The 18813-nt window shown below is 61.3% G+C and carries 17 protein-coding genes; 10 read left to right on the top strand and 7 right to left on the bottom strand.

Translation table 11 applies throughout. The features are described from left to right. Nucleotides 1–59 precede the first annotated feature (59 nt). The 3 genes from ubiU to ubiT are packed head-to-tail and all read left to right on the top strand — an operon-like array spanning nucleotide 60 to nucleotide 2428. Nucleotides 60–1073 (top strand): ubiquinone anaerobic biosynthesis protein UbiU, encoded by a 1014-nt coding sequence (gene ubiU / locus DFP86_RS13075; RefSeq protein ID WP_133681927.1) that lies wholly within the window; start codon nucleotides 60–62, stop codon nucleotides 1071–1073. 13 nt (nucleotides 1074–1086) lie between these two features. After that, the gene (locus DFP86_RS13070) at nucleotides 1087–2007 is read left to right on the top strand and encodes a U32 family peptidase (protein ID WP_133681925.1); all 921 of its coding nucleotides are present in this window, start codon (nucleotides 1087–1089) and stop codon (nucleotides 2005–2007) included. Continuing rightward, a complete protein-coding gene (ubiT, locus tag DFP86_RS13065; protein ID WP_133681923.1) occupies nucleotides 1994–2428 on the top strand; it encodes a ubiquinone anaerobic biosynthesis accessory factor UbiT in 435 nt (144 codons plus the stop codon). Before DFP86_RS13070 ends, ubiT begins: the two co-directional genes overlap by 14 nt. Nucleotides 2429–2523: 95 nt before the next feature. On the opposite strand, the gene DFP86_RS13060 is transcribed toward ubiT, so the two are convergent. After that, the gene (locus DFP86_RS13060) at nucleotides 2524–3810 is read right to left on the bottom strand and encodes an NAD(P)/FAD-dependent oxidoreductase (protein ID WP_133681921.1); all 1287 of its coding nucleotides are present in this window, start codon (nucleotides 3808–3810) and stop codon (nucleotides 2524–2526) included. 215 nt (nucleotides 3811–4025) lie between these two features. Then, on the bottom strand, nucleotides 4026–4964 hold the full coding sequence (locus DFP86_RS13055) for a LysR family transcriptional regulator (protein ID WP_243729391.1): 939 nt from the start codon (nucleotides 4962–4964) through the stop codon (nucleotides 4026–4028). Between DFP86_RS13055 and DFP86_RS19330 the strand changes: the two genes are divergently transcribed. After that, nucleotides 4963–5193 carry a hypothetical protein gene (locus DFP86_RS19330; RefSeq protein WP_166642260.1) on the top strand — a complete coding sequence of 77 codons (231 nt, stop codon included), beginning with the start codon at nucleotides 4963–4965 and terminating at the stop codon, nucleotides 5191–5193. The two genes, DFP86_RS13055 and DFP86_RS19330, sit on opposite strands and share 2 nt — an antisense overlap. A gap of 290 nt (nucleotides 5194–5483) precedes the next feature. Continuing rightward, nucleotides 5484–6281 carry a helix-turn-helix transcriptional regulator gene (locus DFP86_RS13050; protein WP_133681917.1) on the top strand — a complete coding sequence of 266 codons (798 nt, stop codon included), beginning with the start codon at nucleotides 5484–5486 and terminating at the stop codon, nucleotides 6279–6281. Here the strand turns inward: DFP86_RS13050 and DFP86_RS13045 are convergent. Beyond that, entirely contained in the window at nucleotides 6202–6855 is a 654-nt protein-coding gene (locus DFP86_RS13045) for an acyl-homoserine-lactone synthase (protein ID WP_133681915.1), read from the bottom strand. The genes DFP86_RS13050 and DFP86_RS13045 overlap by 80 nt on opposite strands. 295 nt (nucleotides 6856–7150) lie before the next feature. Between DFP86_RS13045 and DFP86_RS13040 the strand changes: the two genes are divergently transcribed. The 5 genes from DFP86_RS13040 (at nucleotide 7151) to DFP86_RS13020 (ending at nucleotide 12898) form a co-directional block, all read left to right on the top strand. After that, on the top strand, nucleotides 7151–8329 hold the full coding sequence (locus DFP86_RS13040; RefSeq protein WP_133681913.1) for an NAD(P)H-dependent flavin oxidoreductase: 1179 nt from the start codon (nucleotides 7151–7153) through the stop codon (nucleotides 8327–8329). 134 nt (nucleotides 8330–8463) lie between these two features. Further along, nucleotides 8464–9819, top strand: a complete 1356-nt coding sequence (locus tag DFP86_RS13035; protein WP_133681911.1) for an aldehyde dehydrogenase family protein — start codon at nucleotides 8464–8466, stop codon at nucleotides 9817–9819. 4 nt (nucleotides 9820–9823) lie between these two features. Further along, nucleotides 9824–10021 (top strand): DUF485 domain-containing protein, encoded by a 198-nt coding sequence (locus DFP86_RS13030; RefSeq protein ID WP_133681909.1) that lies wholly within the window; start codon nucleotides 9824–9826, stop codon nucleotides 10019–10021. After that, on the top strand, nucleotides 10018–11487 hold the full coding sequence (locus tag DFP86_RS13025) for a sodium:solute symporter family transporter (protein WP_133681907.1): 1470 nt from the start codon (nucleotides 10018–10020) through the stop codon (nucleotides 11485–11487). Before DFP86_RS13030 ends, DFP86_RS13025 begins: the two co-directional genes overlap by 4 nt. Nucleotides 11488–11500: 13 nt before the next feature. Next, nucleotides 11501–12898 (top strand): FAD-binding oxidoreductase, encoded by a 1398-nt coding sequence (locus DFP86_RS13020; protein ID WP_133681905.1) that lies wholly within the window; start codon nucleotides 11501–11503, stop codon nucleotides 12896–12898. Nucleotides 12899–12958: 60 nt separating this feature from the next. On the opposite strand, the gene DFP86_RS13015 is transcribed toward DFP86_RS13020, so the two are convergent. From DFP86_RS13015 to DFP86_RS13000, 4 genes are all read right to left on the bottom strand, one after another. After that, nucleotides 12959–14845, bottom strand: coding sequence for a methyl-accepting chemotaxis protein (locus tag DFP86_RS13015; RefSeq protein WP_243729390.1), 1887 nt, complete (start codon nucleotides 14843–14845; stop codon nucleotides 12959–12961). 403 nt (nucleotides 14846–15248) lie between these two features. Next, on the bottom strand, nucleotides 15249–16877 hold the full coding sequence (locus tag DFP86_RS13010) for a 3-(methylthio)propionyl-CoA ligase (protein WP_208108329.1): 1629 nt from the start codon (nucleotides 16875–16877) through the stop codon (nucleotides 15249–15251). 146 nt (nucleotides 16878–17023) lie between these two features. Beyond that, complete coding sequence (locus DFP86_RS13005; RefSeq protein ID WP_133681900.1) at nucleotides 17024–17545, bottom strand: response regulator transcription factor; 522 nt, start codon at nucleotides 17543–17545, stop codon at nucleotides 17024–17026. Next, nucleotides 17542–18798 carry an ATP-binding protein gene (locus tag DFP86_RS13000; protein ID WP_133681898.1) on the bottom strand — a complete coding sequence of 419 codons (1257 nt, stop codon included), beginning with the start codon at nucleotides 18796–18798 and terminating at the stop codon, nucleotides 17542–17544. The genes DFP86_RS13005 and DFP86_RS13000 overlap by 4 nt, the downstream gene beginning before the upstream one ends. Nucleotides 18799–18813: the final 15 nt, after the last annotated feature.

Here is an 18813-nt window from a genome sequence, read left to right as displayed (position 1 = left end):
CGCCTATGCGCCCCCTCTGCTAGGCTTGGGCGGTTTCCCACAAAACCTATTGCAATGTCATGACGAGCTCTCGCCCCCTGCCGGAACTGGTATGTCCGGCCGGCAGCCTGCCGGCGCTGAAAGCCGCCGTCGACCATGGTGCCGACACGGTGTATTTCGGCCTGAAGAACGGCACCAACGCACGCAACTTCGCCGGCCTGAATTTCGACGACAAGACGGCCCGCGAAGGCATCCGCTACGCGCACGATCGCGGCCGTAAAGTGCTGATGGCCATTAACACCTACGCCCAGGGCGCCGATATCGCCCCGTGGAAACGCGCTGTCGACGAGGCCGCCAGTTTGGGCGTGGACGCGGTGATCCTGGCCGACCTCGGCCTGATGGACTACGCCGTGCGCACCCATCCCGAGCTGCGTCTGCACCTATCGGTGCAAGGCTCGGCCACCAATTGCGAAGCCATCCATCTGGCACGCGACCTGTTCGGCATCCGTCGCGCGGTTCTGCCGCGCGTGTTGACGCTCGATCAGGTGCGCCAAGTGATCGACAACACCGACGTCGAAATCGAGGTCTTCGGTTTCGGCAGCCTATGCGTCATGGTCGAAGGACGCTGCCTGCTGTCCTCCTATGCCACCGGCGAATCGCCCAATACCCATGGCGTCTGCTCGCCGGCACGCTTTGTGCGCTGGGAGCATGGCGAGCAGCATTTGAACGCACGTCTCAACGACATCCTGATCGATCAGTACGGCAAGGACGATCCGGCCGGTTACCCGACGCTGTGCAAGGGCCGTTTCGCCGTCGGCGGCGAAACCTACTACGCGCTGGAGGAGCCGACCAGCCTGAACGTGCTGCCGATGCTGCCCGAACTGATCGAAATCGGCGTGGCGGCCATCAAGGTCGAGGGCCGTCAGCGCAGTCCGGCCTACGTCGCCCAAGTGACGCGCGCATTGCGCGAGGCATTGGACGCCGCGCGCGATAGCCAACGCTTCAGCGTGAAGAGCAACTGGCAGCAGGCGTTGGGCAAGGTGTCCGAAGGGCACCAGCAAACCCTGGGCGCCTACAGCCGCCCATGGAAATGAGAACGACAATCCTATGAACAAACAACTGGAACTGACACTCGGCCCCATTTTATTTTTCTGGCCGCGCGACACAGTGATGGCATTTTATGCCGAAGCATCCGATTGGCCGGTCGACACCATTTACCTGGGCGAAGTCGTCTGCGGCCGACGCCAGCAATTGCGCAGCGCCGACTGGATCGGCCTGGCACAGGATCTACGTACTGCCGGCAAGCGTGTCGTGTTGTCGTGCCAAGCGCTGATCGAGAGCGAGTCCGATTTGAAACGCGTGCGCAAGCTGGTCGATCAAGGCGATCTGGCGATCGAGGCCAACGACATGGGCGCGGCGCGCCTGGCGCACACCGCACGGCTGCCCTTCGTGGCCGGCCCGCATATGAACATCTACAACAGCGAAACCCTGGCCCTATACCAGCGCCTTGGCGCCTACCGCTGGATTCCGTCGGTGGAGATGGCCCGCGATACGCTGGCCGCCATCCTGGCACAGAACGTCGAAGTGGAAACCGAGGTATTCGCCTGGGGCAAGCTGCCGTTGGCCTTCTCGTCACGCTGTTTCACCGCCCGGCACTACAACCTGAAGAAGGACAGCTGCGAGTTCCGCTGCATGGAGCACCCGAACGGCCAGACGCTGGCGACGCGCGAAGCTCAGGACTTTCTAACCATCAACGGCATCCAGACCATGTCCGCCGGTTGCCATTCGCTCTTGCCGCACGTGGCCGACATGACCGCCATCGGGGTCGATGCCGTGCGCATCAGCCCGCAAGCCGAGGGCTGCGCCGAGCTGATCCGCCATGCCGCCAAGATCCTGGGCGGAGAGGCATGCGATCCGACGCAACTTGATCAGGCCGCGCACTTGGCCGGTGGTCCGCGTGTCGACGGCTACTGGCGCGGCGTGGCCGGCATCGATTTACAAGAAGGAGTCCGCCATGCGCGTTCCTGATTTCACCCTGCCAAGTTCCTTAAGCAAACTGCTGACCCACCTGCCGGCCACCCCGCCGGCCTTTGTGTTGGCAGCGGGCCTGAATCAACTCGTCAAACGAGGCATCCTACCGGCCGATATGAGCCTGCTCGATGGCCGCCGCTTCGAGGTACGCGTACAGGATGCCGGCATCAGTCTGCGCTTTAGCGCCGTTGGCCAAGGCTTCCAGGTCGATCGTTCGACCGACGAACCCGACTTGCGCTTTACCGCCAACGCAGCCGATTTCGCACGCATGATGCTGCGCGAGGAAGACCCGGACACGCTGTTTTTCAACCGCAAGCTGATCATCGAGGGCGACACCGAGCTGGGGTTGATCGTCAAGAACCTGCTCGATAGCGTCGACTGGAGCGGCACGCCGGTCGCGCGCTTCATGGCCGCTTGAGGAAAGGGACGGGTTGGCGCGTTGCTTCGCGAACGCGCCCTACCCCATTCTCGGTAGGTCGCATTCGCCGAAGGCAATGCGCCACTTCCCCGTTTTCACACCCCCAGCCGATCCCTCAGCCCGTAGTACCACGCCCCCAGCGTCAGCATCGGTACGCGCAGTAGGCGTCCGCCCGGAAAGGCGTAATGCGGCAGGCCGGCGAACACGTCGAAACGCTGACCTTGCCCGCGAATCGCCTCGGCCAGCATCACCCCCGCCAGATGGCTGTACGTGACACCGTGACCGCTGCAGCCTTGCGAATAATAGATGTTCGACCCAATGCGGCCGGCCTGCGGCAGGCGCGACAGCGTCAACAGGAAATTGCCGGTCCAGGCGTAATCGACGCGCACATCGGCCAATTGCGGGAAGGTCTTTTTCAAATTGGCGCGAATCTGCGCCTCGATGGCGGCGCTGTCGCGAGCGCCGTATACCGTGCCGCCGCCATACAGCAAACGCCGGTCGGCGCTCAAGCGGTAGTAGTCCAGCATGTAGTTGCAATCCTCGACGCAATGATCCTGCGGCAACAGCTCGGCCGCCGCCGTTTCGGTCAACGGTTCGGTGGCGATGATCTGCGTGCCGCACGGCAAACTTTTTTCCGCCAGCGCCGGCACCAGGTCGCCGAGGTAGGCGTTGCCCGCCACGATGACGAACTCGGCGCGCACCAGTCCCTTTGCCGTGTGCACCGCTGCCGGCGTGCCCGGATCGATGCGCGTCACAGCGGATTGCTCGAAAATTTGGCCGCCCAGCGATTCGAATGCGGCGGCCTCGCCCAACGTCAAATTCAGCGGGTGGATATGGCCGCCCCACTCGTCCAACAACGCGCCGACATAGCGCTTGCTGCCGATATAGCTCGGCAGTTCCGCGGTACCGATCAGGCGCAAACCGGTATGTCCATAGCGCTCCCATAGCGCCTTCTTCTCCGCCAGCTCGTCGAGTTGTTTCGCTGTCAATGCGGCAAACAAGTTACCGGACTTCAGGTCGCAAGCAATGCCGTATTTGGCGACCCGCTCGCGAATGATCCGCCCCCCTTCGAAGGCAAGCGCCCCCATCGCCGCAGCCTGGTCACGGCCGTGGCGGCGCTCGATCACATCCAGGTCGCGGCTATAGCTATTGATGATCTGGCCGCCGTTTCGCCCCGAGGCGCCAAAGCCGACTCGTGCGGCTTCCAGCACGATCACCTTGAAGCCGGCTTCCGCCAGTGCGATGGCAGCCGACAAACCGGTATAGCCCGCGCCGACGATGCAGACATCGCATTGCTCTGTCCCCGCCAACGCCGGGCGCAGCGGTGCGACATTGGCGGATGCGGCGTAGTAAGACGCCGGATAATCTAGCTGTTCACGCATGATGTGTCTCCATTCGCCGGCGAGCCTCGCCGATTAAAATATTGTTATATTGTTTAATATTTTTAACGGACGGCGGGTGAATTGGCTAGCGCGGTCTACGCGAGCGGACTCAAGTGGGAACAAAATAAGACAGATCGCGCTGCACCGACGTAAAAAAACCGACGAGGCCGTCGGTTCTTTTTACGCCGGTGGCGGCACTCGCCGCGTACGGTGTCTTATATATCGGATTGTTGACGCAGCGCGGAGCGCTTTGCCGTGAGATCCAACCCCGGCAAATCGGCAATGATGTCGGGATGCTCCGACAGTTTGCTGACGACGAAGTCCACGAACACCCGCGTGCGCGGAGCGATGTGGTCGCGATGCGGGAAACAAATGTAGATCGAACGCTCCAGCGACACCATATCGGTCAGCACCGCTTCCAGTTCGCCCGTGCGGATGTAGTGCACCACCTCGTGCCCAGGCAGTTGAGCCACCCCCATACCGAGCCGGGCCAACTCGCAGACGGCCTCCATCTCGTTGAGCGTGTAGGTGCCGGTCACCTCAAGCGGAATGCGTTCGCCAGCACGGTCGAACTCCCACTTGAACAACCGCCCCGAGGTCGGGAACTGGAAGTTGATGCAATCGTGATTGGCCAGATCCTCGGGTTTGTCCGGGCGGCCGAAACGCTTCCAATAAGACGGCGAAGCCACAACATACAACGGCATCTGCGCCAGATTGCGCGCCACCATGCGCGAATCCGGCATCATGCCGGTGCGCACGCCGACATCGTAACCGTCCTCGACCAGATCGCTGAAGTTGTCGTCCAGGCCGAAGAACACTTTGATCTTCGGATAGAGATCGCAAAACTCTTCCATCAAAGGCAGGATGAAACGGCGACCGAAGGAATTGGGCATGCTGACGCGCAAATGCCCGGCCGGCTCGTCGCGGCTCGCTTTAAGCTGGTTGATAGCGGAATCGAGATTGTTGACCGGCCCGCGGCATTGCGCATAAAAACGCCGGCCGTCTTCCGTCAGGGTCAGTTGGCGCGTGGTGCGATTAAATAAGCGTACTTCCAGTTCCTGCTCCAAACGGGCGATACTCTGGCTGATCGCAGCCGGAGACACGCCAAGCTTGCGCGCAGCGTCGGAAAAGCTGCCATTTTCGGCAGTGGTCATGAAGACCATTAAAGCTTTCAGGGTGTCCATAACTCAGCGATGGGTCCGTTCTCAGCAACACCATCGCCACGCCGATTTTCGTCATGACAACCGCATTGCCAAAGGCATTATTAAATGTATTTTCTTAAAAAAGGTTACACCATTATTTGTTGTTATTAAAGTAAAAATTAACAGTAAAAATACGTATTTTCTGACTGAATCCATGGATTTACGCTGCCGCCGTCTATGAAACAATACGGACATGGCGCAAAATGGAAAAATGCCATCTGCATTTATCATGACTGATCAGTAGGGGCAACCGCCCTTCTCTGACGGATTGCCAGACACTCGGAACGGCATGTGCGCATTCAACTGCGCCTCGTACCAGCAGCCAGGCAGCGTAGCTCATGCTAGCAACCGGTTTAACTGATCTAAAAGCCGGGAGAAAATATGCAACGGACGACAGATTGTCACAGCATCCGCCGAAGGGCTCTGCTATGATTTTTGTACTCAACCCACTACCTGTGCTCACAACCACTCATGACATCTATTCACACACTCAATACAAGACCGTTACCCGGGGATCTGCCGGCTGACCGGCAATGGATGCTCCTGGAGTGGATCCATGCGCTCGGGCACGTCGAAGACGAGCAAAGCCTGAAAGACTTTCTCGGTCGCCTACAGAACCAGATACCGTCCGAACACATGGTGCTGGCGCTTGGCAGACTGAATGCCCAGCAACATATGCAGAAAGTCGAGAAATTGATCGATGTCAGCTATCCGCTAGGCTGGCTGGATCATTACATGCAGGAAAATCTCGCTAGTTGTGATCCGATTCTGCACCACCCGATGGGCAGCGCACCGATTTTCTGGAAGGACTCGTTTTCCGGCGCACGCAGTCCGCTGGCCAAACGGTTCATTGCGGAAGCCGCTTCGGTGGGACTCGGTAGCGGCGTGACTTTCAGTGCCGCTTCGACACGGCAGAACATGGCCTGCGTGATTTCCGTCACCGGAGAGGAAATCACACACGATACCCAGTTGGTCGAGATGCTCAACTGCCTGGTACCGCACCTGCACCAGGCCATGACCCGCGTCACCAATCTGGCGCCCATGTCCGCCAGCGCCATGCTGTTGTCCAACCGCGAGTACGACATATTCCACTGGATGAGCCGCGGCAAGACCAACTGGGAAATCGCGACAATTCTGGATATCAGCGAGCGGACTGTGAAATTCCACGTCGCCAATATCATTCGCAAGCTCAATGCCAATAATCGAACTCATGCGATTGTGCTTGGACTGCAGCAGGGCATTCGACCGCCTGTCGCAGCCAACGGATGAAACTCGGATCGGCGCTGTGCCAGTCGAAAAAGGCCGCCTGAGAAACCACGCCGCCGTCGAGCGGCTTGGCCTCGCCGATCGGAAAAATTGGGAAACCCATGCGAGCGAGCCGGCGGAAGAACGGCGGCTCCACCACGAAATACATCCAACGTACCCGGTTTAACTCGGCCCAACGGTAGAGACAGTGATAGAGCAACAGGGCGGCGGGCTCGATACGCCGACCGCGCTGATCTATATCGACTGCGAAGCGGGTGACTTCCGCGCTATCGGCGCCCTTCTGCAACGTCCATCCTTCGGGCAATAGCGCCGAGAACTCTTTTTCGATCATGAAACGCTGGCACCCAGGCGTCATCCGTACCGAGCCGACCGCCCGTTGATTGACGAACACGCCCAGATTTTCGGAAAAGCCATCGTATTCGTCCCGGTCGAGGCCATCGACCGAGAGCGGCACCCACTGCAACTCTTCACGAAAAACCCGATGACGGAAGCGCAAAAGGGCCGTTTCCTTCCGGCCGCCGAGCACGCGCTCCAAACGATAACCATCCTTAGTTGCTAGCACAGACAGATTACTCATGATTCCTACACTCCCGATCAGATTAACGGAATCCGCACTCTAAAAGGGTGGAAAATTTCTGATAATCTGTCCTTTAGGACAGCGTTGCGCATATCGCTACGTCAGAAAAAAACGCGATATAATCAAGCGTTTATGTCGACACCACCCCAGCCGCATCCAAACTTGAGCCAAGTTCCCGGCAGGGGTCGTCCTGTGGCTTTTCCTTGAGATTCATCAACCTAGTACCGCCCGAAATTTCGGACAAAGCACTTTTTGCTGTAGACTTAGTGTTTTTGCTCGACACAGGGTTCATCCCATGAAACACGCGTTCCCCCCCCTCGTCATTCGCGGTCGTTCCCTGCTGCCCATCGTGCAGGGCGGCATGGGCGTTGGCATCTCCGCCAAGAGCCTCGCCGGCAGCGTGGCGCATGAGGGCGGCGTCGGCACGGTCGCCAGCGTCGACTTGCGTCATTTGCACGAAGATCTCATGGCCCGTTCGGCCGAAGCCAATGGCCAAACCGAGCTGGACGCGCTGAACCTGATCGCACTGGATCGCGAAGTCAAAGGCGCACTGGAACGCGCCGACGGCCACGGCATGGTGGCGGTGAACGTCATGAAGGCGGTCGATTCGCATGCGGCCTATGTCCGTCAAGCCTGCGAATCCGGTGCACACGCCGTGGTCATGGGCGCTGGATTGCCGCTCGATTTGCCGGAAATGACCTCGGAACACCCTGATGTGGCCTTGATTCCGATCCTGTCCGAATCTCGCGGCATCAATATCGTGCTCAAGCGCTGGATGAAGAAGAATCGCCTGCCGGACGCCATTGTGATCGAGCACCCCAAGCATGCCGGTGGACACCTTGGCGCCGCCCAGATCCAGGATCTGGGTCAGGAACGCTTCGACTTCCGCCGCGTACTGGAAGAAACCTTCGAAACATTCCGCACGCTGGGTCTGGAACGGGAACGTATTCCGCTGATCGTGGCTGGCGGCATCAATAGCTTCGAGAAAGTGCGCACTTTCATCTCCGAGCTGGGGGCAACGGCCGTGCAAGTCGGCACCGCGTTTGCCGTCACCCGCGAGGGCGATGCGCACGACAACTTCAAGCGCACCCTGGCCGAAGCGCGGCCGGAAGACATCGCCGAGTTCATGAGCGTGGCGGGCCTGCCGGCACGCGGCGTACTGACGCCGTTCCTGAAAAGCTACCTGCACCGCGAAGCCAAGCTACAGGCCAACGCCAAAGCCGATCCGCGCCGCTGCACCCAAGGGCTCAACTGCCTGACGGTTTGCGGACTGCGCGACGGCCTGTCCAAAGTCGGCCAGTTCTGCATCGACCTGAAGCTGGCGGCAGCCTTCCGCGGCGAAGTGAGCAAGGGCTTGTTCTTCCGTGGCTCCGAACCGTTGCCGTTCGGCTCGGCGATGCGCAGCGTGCGGGAAACCATCGACTACCTGCTGACCGGCGTCGTGCCGCAGGATCTGCCCAAGCCGGCCGTATAACGCATTGTCGGTAAGGTTGGCGCGTTGCTACGCGAACGCACCCTACCAACCTGAAACAAGCCTCGCTGCTGTCCGGCAGCGAGGCTTTTTGTTAAAGTGCTCTATTACTCTCACCTAATAAAGCCTCACTGGCTATGACAGCATTCACATCCTGCAACCCCGCCACGGGCGAGGTGGTATTCACCCGGGCCGCCTGGGCCCAGGATCAACTCTCCACTTGCCTGGCCGGATTGCAACACGCACGCACGGACTGGGCCCGACTCGATACCGAGGAGCGCGCCGCGCGCATGATGCGCTTGGCCGATCAGTTGATGAAACATCGCGAAGCGCTGGCCGACCTGGTCACGCTGGAGGTGGGTAAGCGCACTGCGGAATGCCTGGCGGAAATCGACAAATCGGAAAAGCTGATCCGCTATTACGCCAGCCTTGCGCCCAGCCTATTGCAGCCGCTGATGATCCCGACACACGGCAGTCGTAGCGGCGTGGCCTTCGAACCGCTGGGCACGGTCCTGGCGATCATGCCGTGGAATTACCCGATCTGGCAGGTGCTGCGCTTCGCCGTGCCCGCACTGATGGCCGGTAACGCTTGTCTGGTCAAACCGGCCCCGGTGGTGCCGCAATGCACGCAACTGTTGCTCGAATGCGTGCGCGCCGCCGGCTTGGCGGTGCTGGATATCGCCTGGATCGATCACGACCAAGTCGAGGATGCCATCCGCCAGACCGATGCCATGGCCTTCACCGGCTCGACCAGCACGGGGCGCCATCTAGCCGCCCTGGCCGGCCGCCATTTGAAGAAGAGCGTGCTGGAGCTGGGCGGGAGCAACCCGTTCATCGTACTGGCGGACGCCGACGTCGATGCCGCCGCCCGCGAAGCGGTGCATTCGCGTTTCCGCGATGCCGGTCAATCGTGCAATGCGGCCAAGCGCATGATCGTGGTCCCCGAAGTGGCCGAACACTTCATCGAAGTCTTCGTGGCCGAAGCGGCCAAGCTGCGCCCGGGCGCGCCGACCGATCCGACCACCACTTTGTCGCCGCTGACCCGTAGCGATCTGCGCGCCGCACTGCACGCCCAGGTACTGGATGCGGTTTCCGCCGGCGCCACCGTGCGGCTCGGCGGCGAGATGCCGTCCGGCCCTGGCTTCTTCTATCCGGCCACGGTGCTCGACCACGTCAATCCGCGTTGCCGCGTCTATCGCGAAGAAGTGTTCGGCCCGGTTGCCAGCATCCTGCGCGCGAGCGACGAACAAGATGCGATCCGGCTGGCCAACGACACCCCGTTCGGTCTCGGCGCCTCGATCTATAGCGGCGATACGCAACGCGCCTGGGAGCTGGCCCGCCAGATCCAGGCCGGCAGCGTGTATATCAACCGTCACACCAGCTCCGATCTGCGCTTGCCGTTCGGCGGCGTCAAGGATTCGGGTTATGGCCGCGAACTATCCGAGTTCGGGCTGTACGAATTCGTCAACGTAAAAACCTATTGGCAAAAGTAAGTCGATGAAGTCTTTGCTGCTCCTGTTGTTGCTGCCGATCGCCGCCTTTTACGGGGCGATTGCCTTTTTCCCATCGGTACTGGCCTGGCCGTGCGGTCGGCTGCCGCTGTCGATACCGCTGGCGCTCGGCCTGATCTGGCTGGGCTTTCTGGTGACGCTGCTGTACGTGCGCCGGGCCAACCGTCGCGAGGGGCAGTCATGAACTTGGCGCAACTCGCGGTATTGGCCTTACTGGTGCTCAGCCTGTCGCTGACCTTGTGGGCGGCGCGACGGACGCGCACGCGCGCGGAGTTCTATACCGCAGCCGGCCGGATCGGCGCCTGGCAAAACGGGCTGGCGCTGGCTGGCGATTATCTGTCGGCGGCGGCCTTTCTCGGGGCGGCCGGGCTATTCATGAGCCAAGGCTACGACTCGTTGATCTATGCCGTCGGCACCTTGGCCGGCTGGCCGCTTCTGCTGCTGCTGTTTGCCGAGAAACTGCGTGAACGCGGCCACTTCACGCTAGGCGACATCCTGGCCGAACGCTTTGCCGAACCGTCGGTGCGTGTGCTGTCGAGCGTGAGTTCGCTGCTCATCGTGCTGTTTTATCTGATTGTCCAACTGGTGGGCGCCGGCAAACTGATCGGCCTGCTGTTTGGACTGTCCTATCTGCCCGCGGTACTGATCGTCGGCCTGTTGGCGGTGCTGTACGTCGCGTTGGGCGGCATGCTGGCCACCACCTGGGTGCAAATCGTCAAGGCCTGCCTGATGCTGGCCTGCGGCCTGGCGCTGGCGGCGGGGGTGTGGATGAAGGGCGGCGGCGATCTCGCCGGTCTGATGGCGCGCGCCGAAACGCTGCACCCAGCAGGTTCGGGGGTCTGGCTACCGAGCAAAGCCATGGCCAACCCCTGGGAAGTGCTGTCGCTCGGATTGGGACTGGTGTTGGGGCTGTTGGGACTGCCGCACATACTGATGCGCTTCTTCACCGTGCCGAATGCGCGCGCCGCACGCGCGTCAGTCTGCTGGGCAACCGGGATCATCGCCTTGTTCTTTACCCTGAATGTCTTGATCGGCATCGGCGCCATCGTCTTCGTCAGCCACAACCCGCACTTCCTGGATGCGCACGGCAAACTGATCGGCGGCGGCAATATGGCGGCATTGCATCTGGCACAGGCCATCGGCGGCACGGCCATGCGCGACGTTGTCGCCGCCGTGGTGTTTGCCACCATCATGGCGGTGGTCGCCGGCTTGACGGTGGCCGGCGCTTCCAGCCTAAGCCACGACCTGTATGCCGGTCTGCTGCGACGCGGCCAGGCCAGCGAGGCCGGCGAGCTCCGCGCCTCGCGCTGGTCGGTTATCGCATTGGTACTGCTGGCGGTGCTATTGTCTACTTGGTTCCAGAACCAGAACATCGCCGTTTTGATGGGCTTGGCATTCGGCATGGCCGCCAGCGGCCCCTTCCCGGTGCTGTTGCTGACGTTATTCTGGCCGGGGCTGACGGCACGCGGCGCCGTCGCCGGCGGTTTGGCCGGGCTCTTCGGCGCCACGGCACTGATCGTGGCAGGCCCAGCGGTCTGGGTCGCGGTACTGGGTTTCTCCCACCCGCTGTTTCCGCTCGCAAGCCCCGCCCTATGCTCGGTGCCGCTGGCTTTCGTCACGGCCTGGGCTGTTTCCCGCTTCGCCGATTAAATTGGAGAACCGTATGTCATCCGCCGAGTTTCTGTCCGCGCTGAGCAATTTGATCGGGACGCGCTACGTGCTACAGGCGCGGCAGGACATCGAGCCATTTTGCCTGGATATGCGTAGCCGCTATCTGGGCCAACCGCTGGCCGTGGCCTTACCCGGCACACGCGCGGAAGTCGCCGAACTGGCACGGCTCGCACAACGGTTTTGCGTCCCGCTGGTGCCGCAAGGTGGCAATACCTCGACCTGCGGCGCCGCCACACCGGACGCCAGCGGTCGAGCGTTGGTGGTCGGCCTGCGGCGGCTGGATCGGACGATCGAGGTGGATGCCGCCAATAACAGCATGACGCTGGAAGCTGGCGTAACATTGGCACGCGCGCAACAAATCGCCGAAGAAGCCGACCGGCTGTTTCCGCTATCGCTGGCCAGCGAAGGCAGTTGCCAAATCGGCGGCAACCTGGCGACCAATGCCGGCGGGCTGGCCGTACTGCGCTATGGCACCATGCGCGACCTGGCGCTCGGCCTGGAGGTGGTGCTGCCCGACGGCCGCGTGCTCAACCAATTGTCCGGTCTGCGCAAAGACACCAGCGGCCTGGATCTCAAGCACTTGTTCATCGGCTCGGAAGGTCAGCTCGGCTTGATCACCGCCGCCACCCTCAAGCTGTTTCCGCGGCCGCGGGCACGCGCCACGGCCTTGGTCGGCGTGGCCGACGCCCAAACCGCCATCGACTGGCTGGGGGCATTGCGCGACCGCTTCGCCGACCGGCTGACCACCTTCGAAATGATGTCGGCCGACTGCCTGACGCTATTACGCGACTATCAGGGCGACAAGGTACCGTTCATCGCCCCGTGGACGCTGTTGATCGAGCTGTCGGATAGCGACGGGCAGCAGGCATTGGAAAGCGCGCTGGTCGAGTGGCTCGCCGAACGCGAGATGGTGGATGGGGTCATCGCTCAGAGCGAAGGCGAGCGGTTGGCGCTATGGCAATTGCGCGAAGACATGTCAGAGACGCAGAAACGGCGCGGCCCGAGCATCAAACACGATATCGGCGTACCCAGTAGCGCCATCCCGGCCTTCCTGGCTCAGGCGGGCCTGGCGCTTGAGCAAGCGTTCCCCGGCTGCAGCATCATGGCTTTCGGCCATGCCGGCGACGGTAATCTGCACTACAACGTGTCGTTCACCCGGCCCCGCAATGCCGACCTGTTCGATGACGAAGAGCGCGTCAATCGCATCGTCTACGACGTTGTCTATCGGCTAAACGGCACCCTGGCGGCGGAGCACGGCATCGGGCAGCTCAAGACCCACTGGCTCGAGGCCTACAAAGACCCGTTGGCATTGTCGCTGATGCGATCGTTGAAAACCGTGCTCGATCCGAACGGCCTGATGAATCCCGGAAAATGGTTGTCCGGCGAATAAAAAAAGCCCGCGAACATTTTCGCGGGCTTTTTTGTAGCGGCTTGAGCCGCGATTCCCAGATCAGAGCTTGAAGCGCCCGAAAGCGTCCTGCATCTGCTGCGCGGCCTTTGCCAGGCGCGACAACTCTTCGCTGACGTTTTGCAGTCGGTCGTCGTTTTCCAGAATCCGGCTGTTGATGCTTTCCGTGCTTTGCGCAATCAGTGTCGAGGCGTTGTGCTGCTCGTTGGTCGAGTGGGCGATCTCGCTCATCTTGTCCACCACCTCGTCCATCGATTGACGGATGGCGCCAATGCCTTCGACCGCTTCGCGCGTCAGTTGCACGCCCTCGTCCACCGAGCTGACCGTCTGGTTCATGTCGTCGACCGCGCGGCTGGTTTCTTGGCGGATCGCCTCGACCATGCTGCTGATACCCAACGTCGCCTGGGCGGTTCGCTCGGCGAGTTTGCGCACTTCGTCGGCAACCACCGCAAAGCCCCGGCCCTGCTCGCCGGCGCGCGCCGCTTCAATCGCCGCGTTGAGCGCCAACAGGTTGGTCTGGTCGGCGATATCGCGGATCACATTGGTGATACCGCTGATTTCCTCCGAGCGCTTATCGAGCGATGCCAGCATATTTTCCAGCCCGCGCACCGAGCTGACCGTTCCCTCCATACCGGACGACAGGCGGCCGATGCTCTCGGCGTTCTCGCCCAGCCGGCGTTCGGTATGGTTGACCAGATCGTCCGCCTGGTGCGCACTTTCGGCGATATGCGAAATGCTGACGGTAATCTCTTCCAGCGTCGCGGCATTGGACGAGGAGACGTCCGACATCTCGCGCGAACTGGTGGCGACGCCGCCGACCAGCTGGCTGACTTGCTGCACGCCGCCGATTAGGGTGGAGGCATCGCTACGCAGGTTGCTGAACATGTTTTGCAAGCGACCGACGAATTGGTTGAAGGCACGGGCGGTTTCGGCGATTTCCTCCGCGCCGGATTCGTCCAACCGCAGCGTCAGATCGCCCTCGCCCTTGGACACTTCCACCATGGCCCCCTTGAGTGCCATCAGCCCGCCGAACATGCGGGTGATGACGAAGCTGGCCACCGGCACCATCAGCACCAGTACCAACAAGGTCAGGCCGATCAGCGTATAGAGCAGGGTATGCAACGGTGCCAAGACCTCTGCCTTGTCGACGGCGGCGCAAATGAACCAGTCGGTGCCCGGCACGTTGACGGCCTGCCACAGCACGCTCTCGTCGCTGATGACGGCATCCTGCACCGGGTCGATTTGGCTCACACGGTCGATTTCAGTCGCGGTCAGCGCCGGCGCGATGCTTACCAGCGGCTTCATGGTCAATTCCGGCTTGGGGTGGCCGATCAGATTGCCGGCACGGTTGACGATGAACATATAGCCGCCGGCGCGGATCTTGGCGCTCAGCACCGAGTGCACCAAATCTTCGACAAATACGTCGCCCGCCACCACGCCGGCGAACTTGCCGCCGGTGGTGAACGGCACGGCGACCGTCATGGTCATTTTCTTGGTCTGGGCGTCGACGTACGGATCGGTCAAGGTCACGCGATTATTGGCCTTGGTCTGCGCGTACCATGGGCGATCGGCGTACTTGTAGTCGGCCGGCGGCTGCCAGTTGTCGTTGAAAATCGGCTTGCGCCCGTCCTCGAAACCGGCATACACCCCACCGCCGAAGTGGCCGCCAGCGGCCGTCTGCGCCAGGAAAGGGATGGCATCGGGGCGATTGATATTGGTCGCTTGGGTAGAGATCAGGCTGACTTTGCTATCGATCCAGTTCTTGGCGACCGTCTGCTGACCGTACAGCAACGCGTTGAATTCCTTGTCCAGGCCGGACAAGATCTCGCTGCGCATCTGCACATAGGTGATGGAAACCAACACCAGGCCAAAAAAGGCCAACATGAAGGCGTTGAAGACGATGAGCCGGCTTCTCAGTGATTTCAGCATGGAACGTGATTCCTCCGGGAAAGGTGCGCCGATGCCTAACGACGGGAGTCCGCCTGCGGCATCATGAATCCGCCTAAACCATAAGATTAACATTTAATCATGCGATACCGATGCGACATAAATCATATAAATACGATTTATGGTCTTGATTGAGCAGCCGAATTAATATCGCAAGCTAGAAAGTAAAAGCCCCCCGCCACTTGCGCGACGGGGGTCAACACGAGGAAGAAGCATCTTTCGATGCTTCGAGGGGCTAACATCACAACAGCCTCTCAGCCATTGTGAATTCAACACGCCAAGTGGATTCGCATCCACTCGCCGCGCATGAATTTGCAAACAGCATGTAATTTAGTGCAAAAACTCGAATGTGTCCAACAATTCGACGCCCGGCCTCTAGCTGAGATCAGCCCGGCCACTGATGATCGCGCAAGCGCTCGCGCAGCTTCACTTTCTGCAATTTCCCGGTGGCGGTGTGTGGCAATTCCTCGACGAACAGCACGTCGTCCGGGGTCCACCACTTGGCGATCTTACCTTCGTAGAATTGCAGCAACTCCTCGCGCGAGGCCCGCATCCCCGGTTTCAACACCACGACCATGACCGGCCGTTCGTCCCACTTCGGGTGCGATACCCCGACGGCGGCCGCTTCGGCAATCGCGGGGTGTCCCATGAGGATGTTTTCCAGCTCGATCGAGCTGATCCACTCGCCGCCGGATTTGATGACGTCCTTGGTGCGATCGGTGATGCGCATATAGCCATCGGCATCCAGCTTGGCGACATCGCCGGTATTGAACCAACCGTCATCGGTATGGCTGGCATCCCGCTCGCGTTTGAAATACTGCGACAACACCCACGGCCCGCGGACCTGCAGGTTGCCGAAGGCCACGCCATCGTGCGGCAGCGGCTGGCCCGCGCCATCGACGATACGCATCTCGACGCCGAACAGCGGCCGTCCCTGCGTCGCCTGAATTTTACGTAGCGCCGGTACGCCACCGCTGCGATGCTTGAATTTCGGCGTGCTCATCGTGCCGCAGGGCGACACTTCGGTCATCCCCCACAATTGGCGCAGCTCCACCCCATGCTCGGACATGTGCTCGGTCATCGAGTCCGGCACCGCCGAACCGCCCACCACCACGCGCCGCAAAGGATGCAAGCGCAGCCGATTGTTTTCGCAGTGTTGCAATAGGTTGAGCCACACCGTCGGCACGCCGGCAGCCAAGTTGACCTCTTCCTCCTCGATCAACTGGTAAATACTGGCACCGTCGAGTCGATTGCCCGGCAGTACCAGCTTGGCGCCATTCAGCGCAGCGCTGTACGGGATGCCCCAGCCGTTGACGTGGAACATCGGTACGACCGGCAACACGCAACTTTGCGCGGAGAGGTCGAAGGCATCCGGCAAGGAGCTGGCCAAGGCATGCAGCACTGTCGAGCGATGCGAGTACAACACGCCCTTGGGGTGGCCGGTGGTGCCCGAGGTGTAACACAGGCTGGAGGCCGTGCGTTCGTCGAACTGCGGCCACTCGAAGCGATCGCTGTGGCTGCCGACCAGATCTTCGTAGCACAGCAGATTGTTCAACCGCGTATCCACCGGCATCTGTTCGCGCGAGCCCATCAGGATCCAGGTGTGGATATTCGGGAGCGCCGGCGCCAACTGCTCGGCCAACGTCAGAAAGCTGATGTCGAACAGCAGCACCCGATCCTCGGCATGGTTAACGATGTAGTCGATCTGATCGATGAACAGGCGATGGTTGACCGTGTGGCAAATGGCGCCGATGCCGGAGATCGCATAGTAGGTTTCGAGATGGCGGTAAGCATTCCAGGCCATCGTGCCGACGCAGTCGCCGGGCGACACACCGATATCGAGCAAGGCATTGGCCAATTGCCGGGTACGTCGCGCGGCATCGGCCCAGGTATAGCGGAAAATGGCGCCATCGTTCTGGCGCGAAACGATTTCGCCATCGCCGTGATATTGCTCGGCATGCTTGATCAAGCTGGAAATCAGCAGGGGCTGATCCATCATCTGTCCGTATTGCATCTCTCTCCTTTTCCCCCAAGTCATCGCGACGTGGTAATGGCCACGTCATTAGATAACCCTAGAACGAGTAGAGCAATTGCTCAACGATAGTTTTATGCCGAGAGCATTAACGGAACAGGGGCAGCGAAGAGGCGGGCACGGCGACGTCAGTCGCTGACCGGTTTTTTGGCCAGCATGCGTTGCAGCGTGCGCCGGTGCATGTTCAGCGCGCGCGCGGTGGCGGAAATATTGCCGTCGTGCTCGGCCAGCACACGCTGAACGTGCTCCCAGGTCAGACGTCGTACCGACATCGGCCGAGCACAGACCGGCAATGCCGCGTCGGGCTCGATTTGCTGGAAAGCCTGCAAGATTTCGTCGACCGAAGCCGGCTTGGCCAGGTATTGCACTGCGCCGAGCTTGATGGCTTCGACGGCGGTGGCAATGCTGGCATAGCCCGTCAGTACCAGCACGGTGCTGTCCGGACTCTGCCGGCGTAGGACGGGCAGCAATTTGAGGCCGCTGTCGCCGCCCAAATTGAGATCCAAAACGATACGCTCGTAACCTTTGCCCAGCATCAATAGCGCCTCGGCCTCGCTGGCGGCCCGCTCGACCTCATGGCCGCGCCGGATCAGCGCGCGGGCCAGGACATCGGCGAAAACATCATCATCGTCAATCAGCAGGAACTTCATGTTCGCAAGGCTTTCAGTGGCAAGGTGATCCGAGCGTGCACGCCGCCGCTCAGTCGATTATCGAGGGTCAGGCTCCCGCCCAAACGCGCCAAGGTCGCATGCGACAGCATGACGCCGAGTCCGAGGCCGGCCGGTTTGGCGGACTGCAATTGCCCCAGGCCCGCCGCGCGCAGTTGAGCCTCCGTCAGGCAGCCTTCGCGATTGACGATGTCCACGCACAAGACGCCGGCCCGAAAGTGCGCGCCGACGCCGACCTGCCCGCCGCCGGCTTCGGCGGCGTTATTGATCAGATTGAACAGGGCGGGCCAAAACGCGCTATCCAGTTCCACCCACGGATCCTGGCAGTTACTCGGCTGCCAGGACAGGGTGACGTCGGGACGCAGTGCGCGCCAGCCCGCCAGGCGTTCGGTCATGGCACTGAACAGACGCACAGCGACAGTCCCAGTCTGGGCATGCGACTTGAGCCGGGTCAATGCGTCGCGGCAGACGCGCAACTGACTTTTCACCAGGGCCAGCTCATCCGGCGGCAAACCGGCCGGCTTGAGCTCATCCCACTCGTCCGCCAGCAGCGTCAAGGTATTGAGCGGGGTCGACAACGCATGCGCCGCCATGGCGGCCTGCATGCCGAGCCCGACCAATTGTTCGTCGCGCAATTGGCTCTCGCGCGCGACGGCCAGCTCGCGCTCGCGGTCGGCCAGTTGGCGCGCGAGCCAAGAAATGAAGCCGGTCATCAACAGTGCGGACAACGCGAAGGTAAACCACATGCCGAGTTGGTGGGCATGGAAGGCATAGGCAGCGTCGGCATCCGCCAACGGCCAGGGCAGATGCCAGACAAACAGTGCGCCGTAGACGACGAGCGCCAGCGCCGACAAGGCCCAGGAGAACAGCCCCGGGCTCAGCAAGGCCGCGAACAGGACGGGCGGCAGGTAGAGCGAGGCCAACGGATTGGCGGCGCCGCCGCTGAACGCCAGGATCTCGCTAAGCGCCACCACGTCGGCAAACAAACCGAACCGGATCAACCATAGCGGCGCAACGCTTCGCCGCGCCAAGCGCGGCAGGATGGCGTTGATCAGCGCCAGCGTCAGTAGCGCCTGCAGAATCGGTATCTCGGCGAAGCGGATCGGATAGGCCAACGCCAGCAGTAACAGCACCGTACACAAACCGAGCATGCCCCAACGCAGCAGGGTTAACCGCTGCTGGGCGCGCTCGAGATCGATGCTTTCGGAGGAAAACGACGAAAATACACTTGGCATGGAACTACTTTACCA

The sequence above is a fragment of the Paludibacterium purpuratum genome (genome assembly GCF_004363805.1).
GTDB lineage: Bacteria > Pseudomonadota > Gammaproteobacteria > Burkholderiales > Chromobacteriaceae > Paludibacterium > Paludibacterium purpuratum.
Note: the sequence above shows the minus strand (reverse complement) of the source record. Positions and strands in the feature narration are given on the sequence as shown.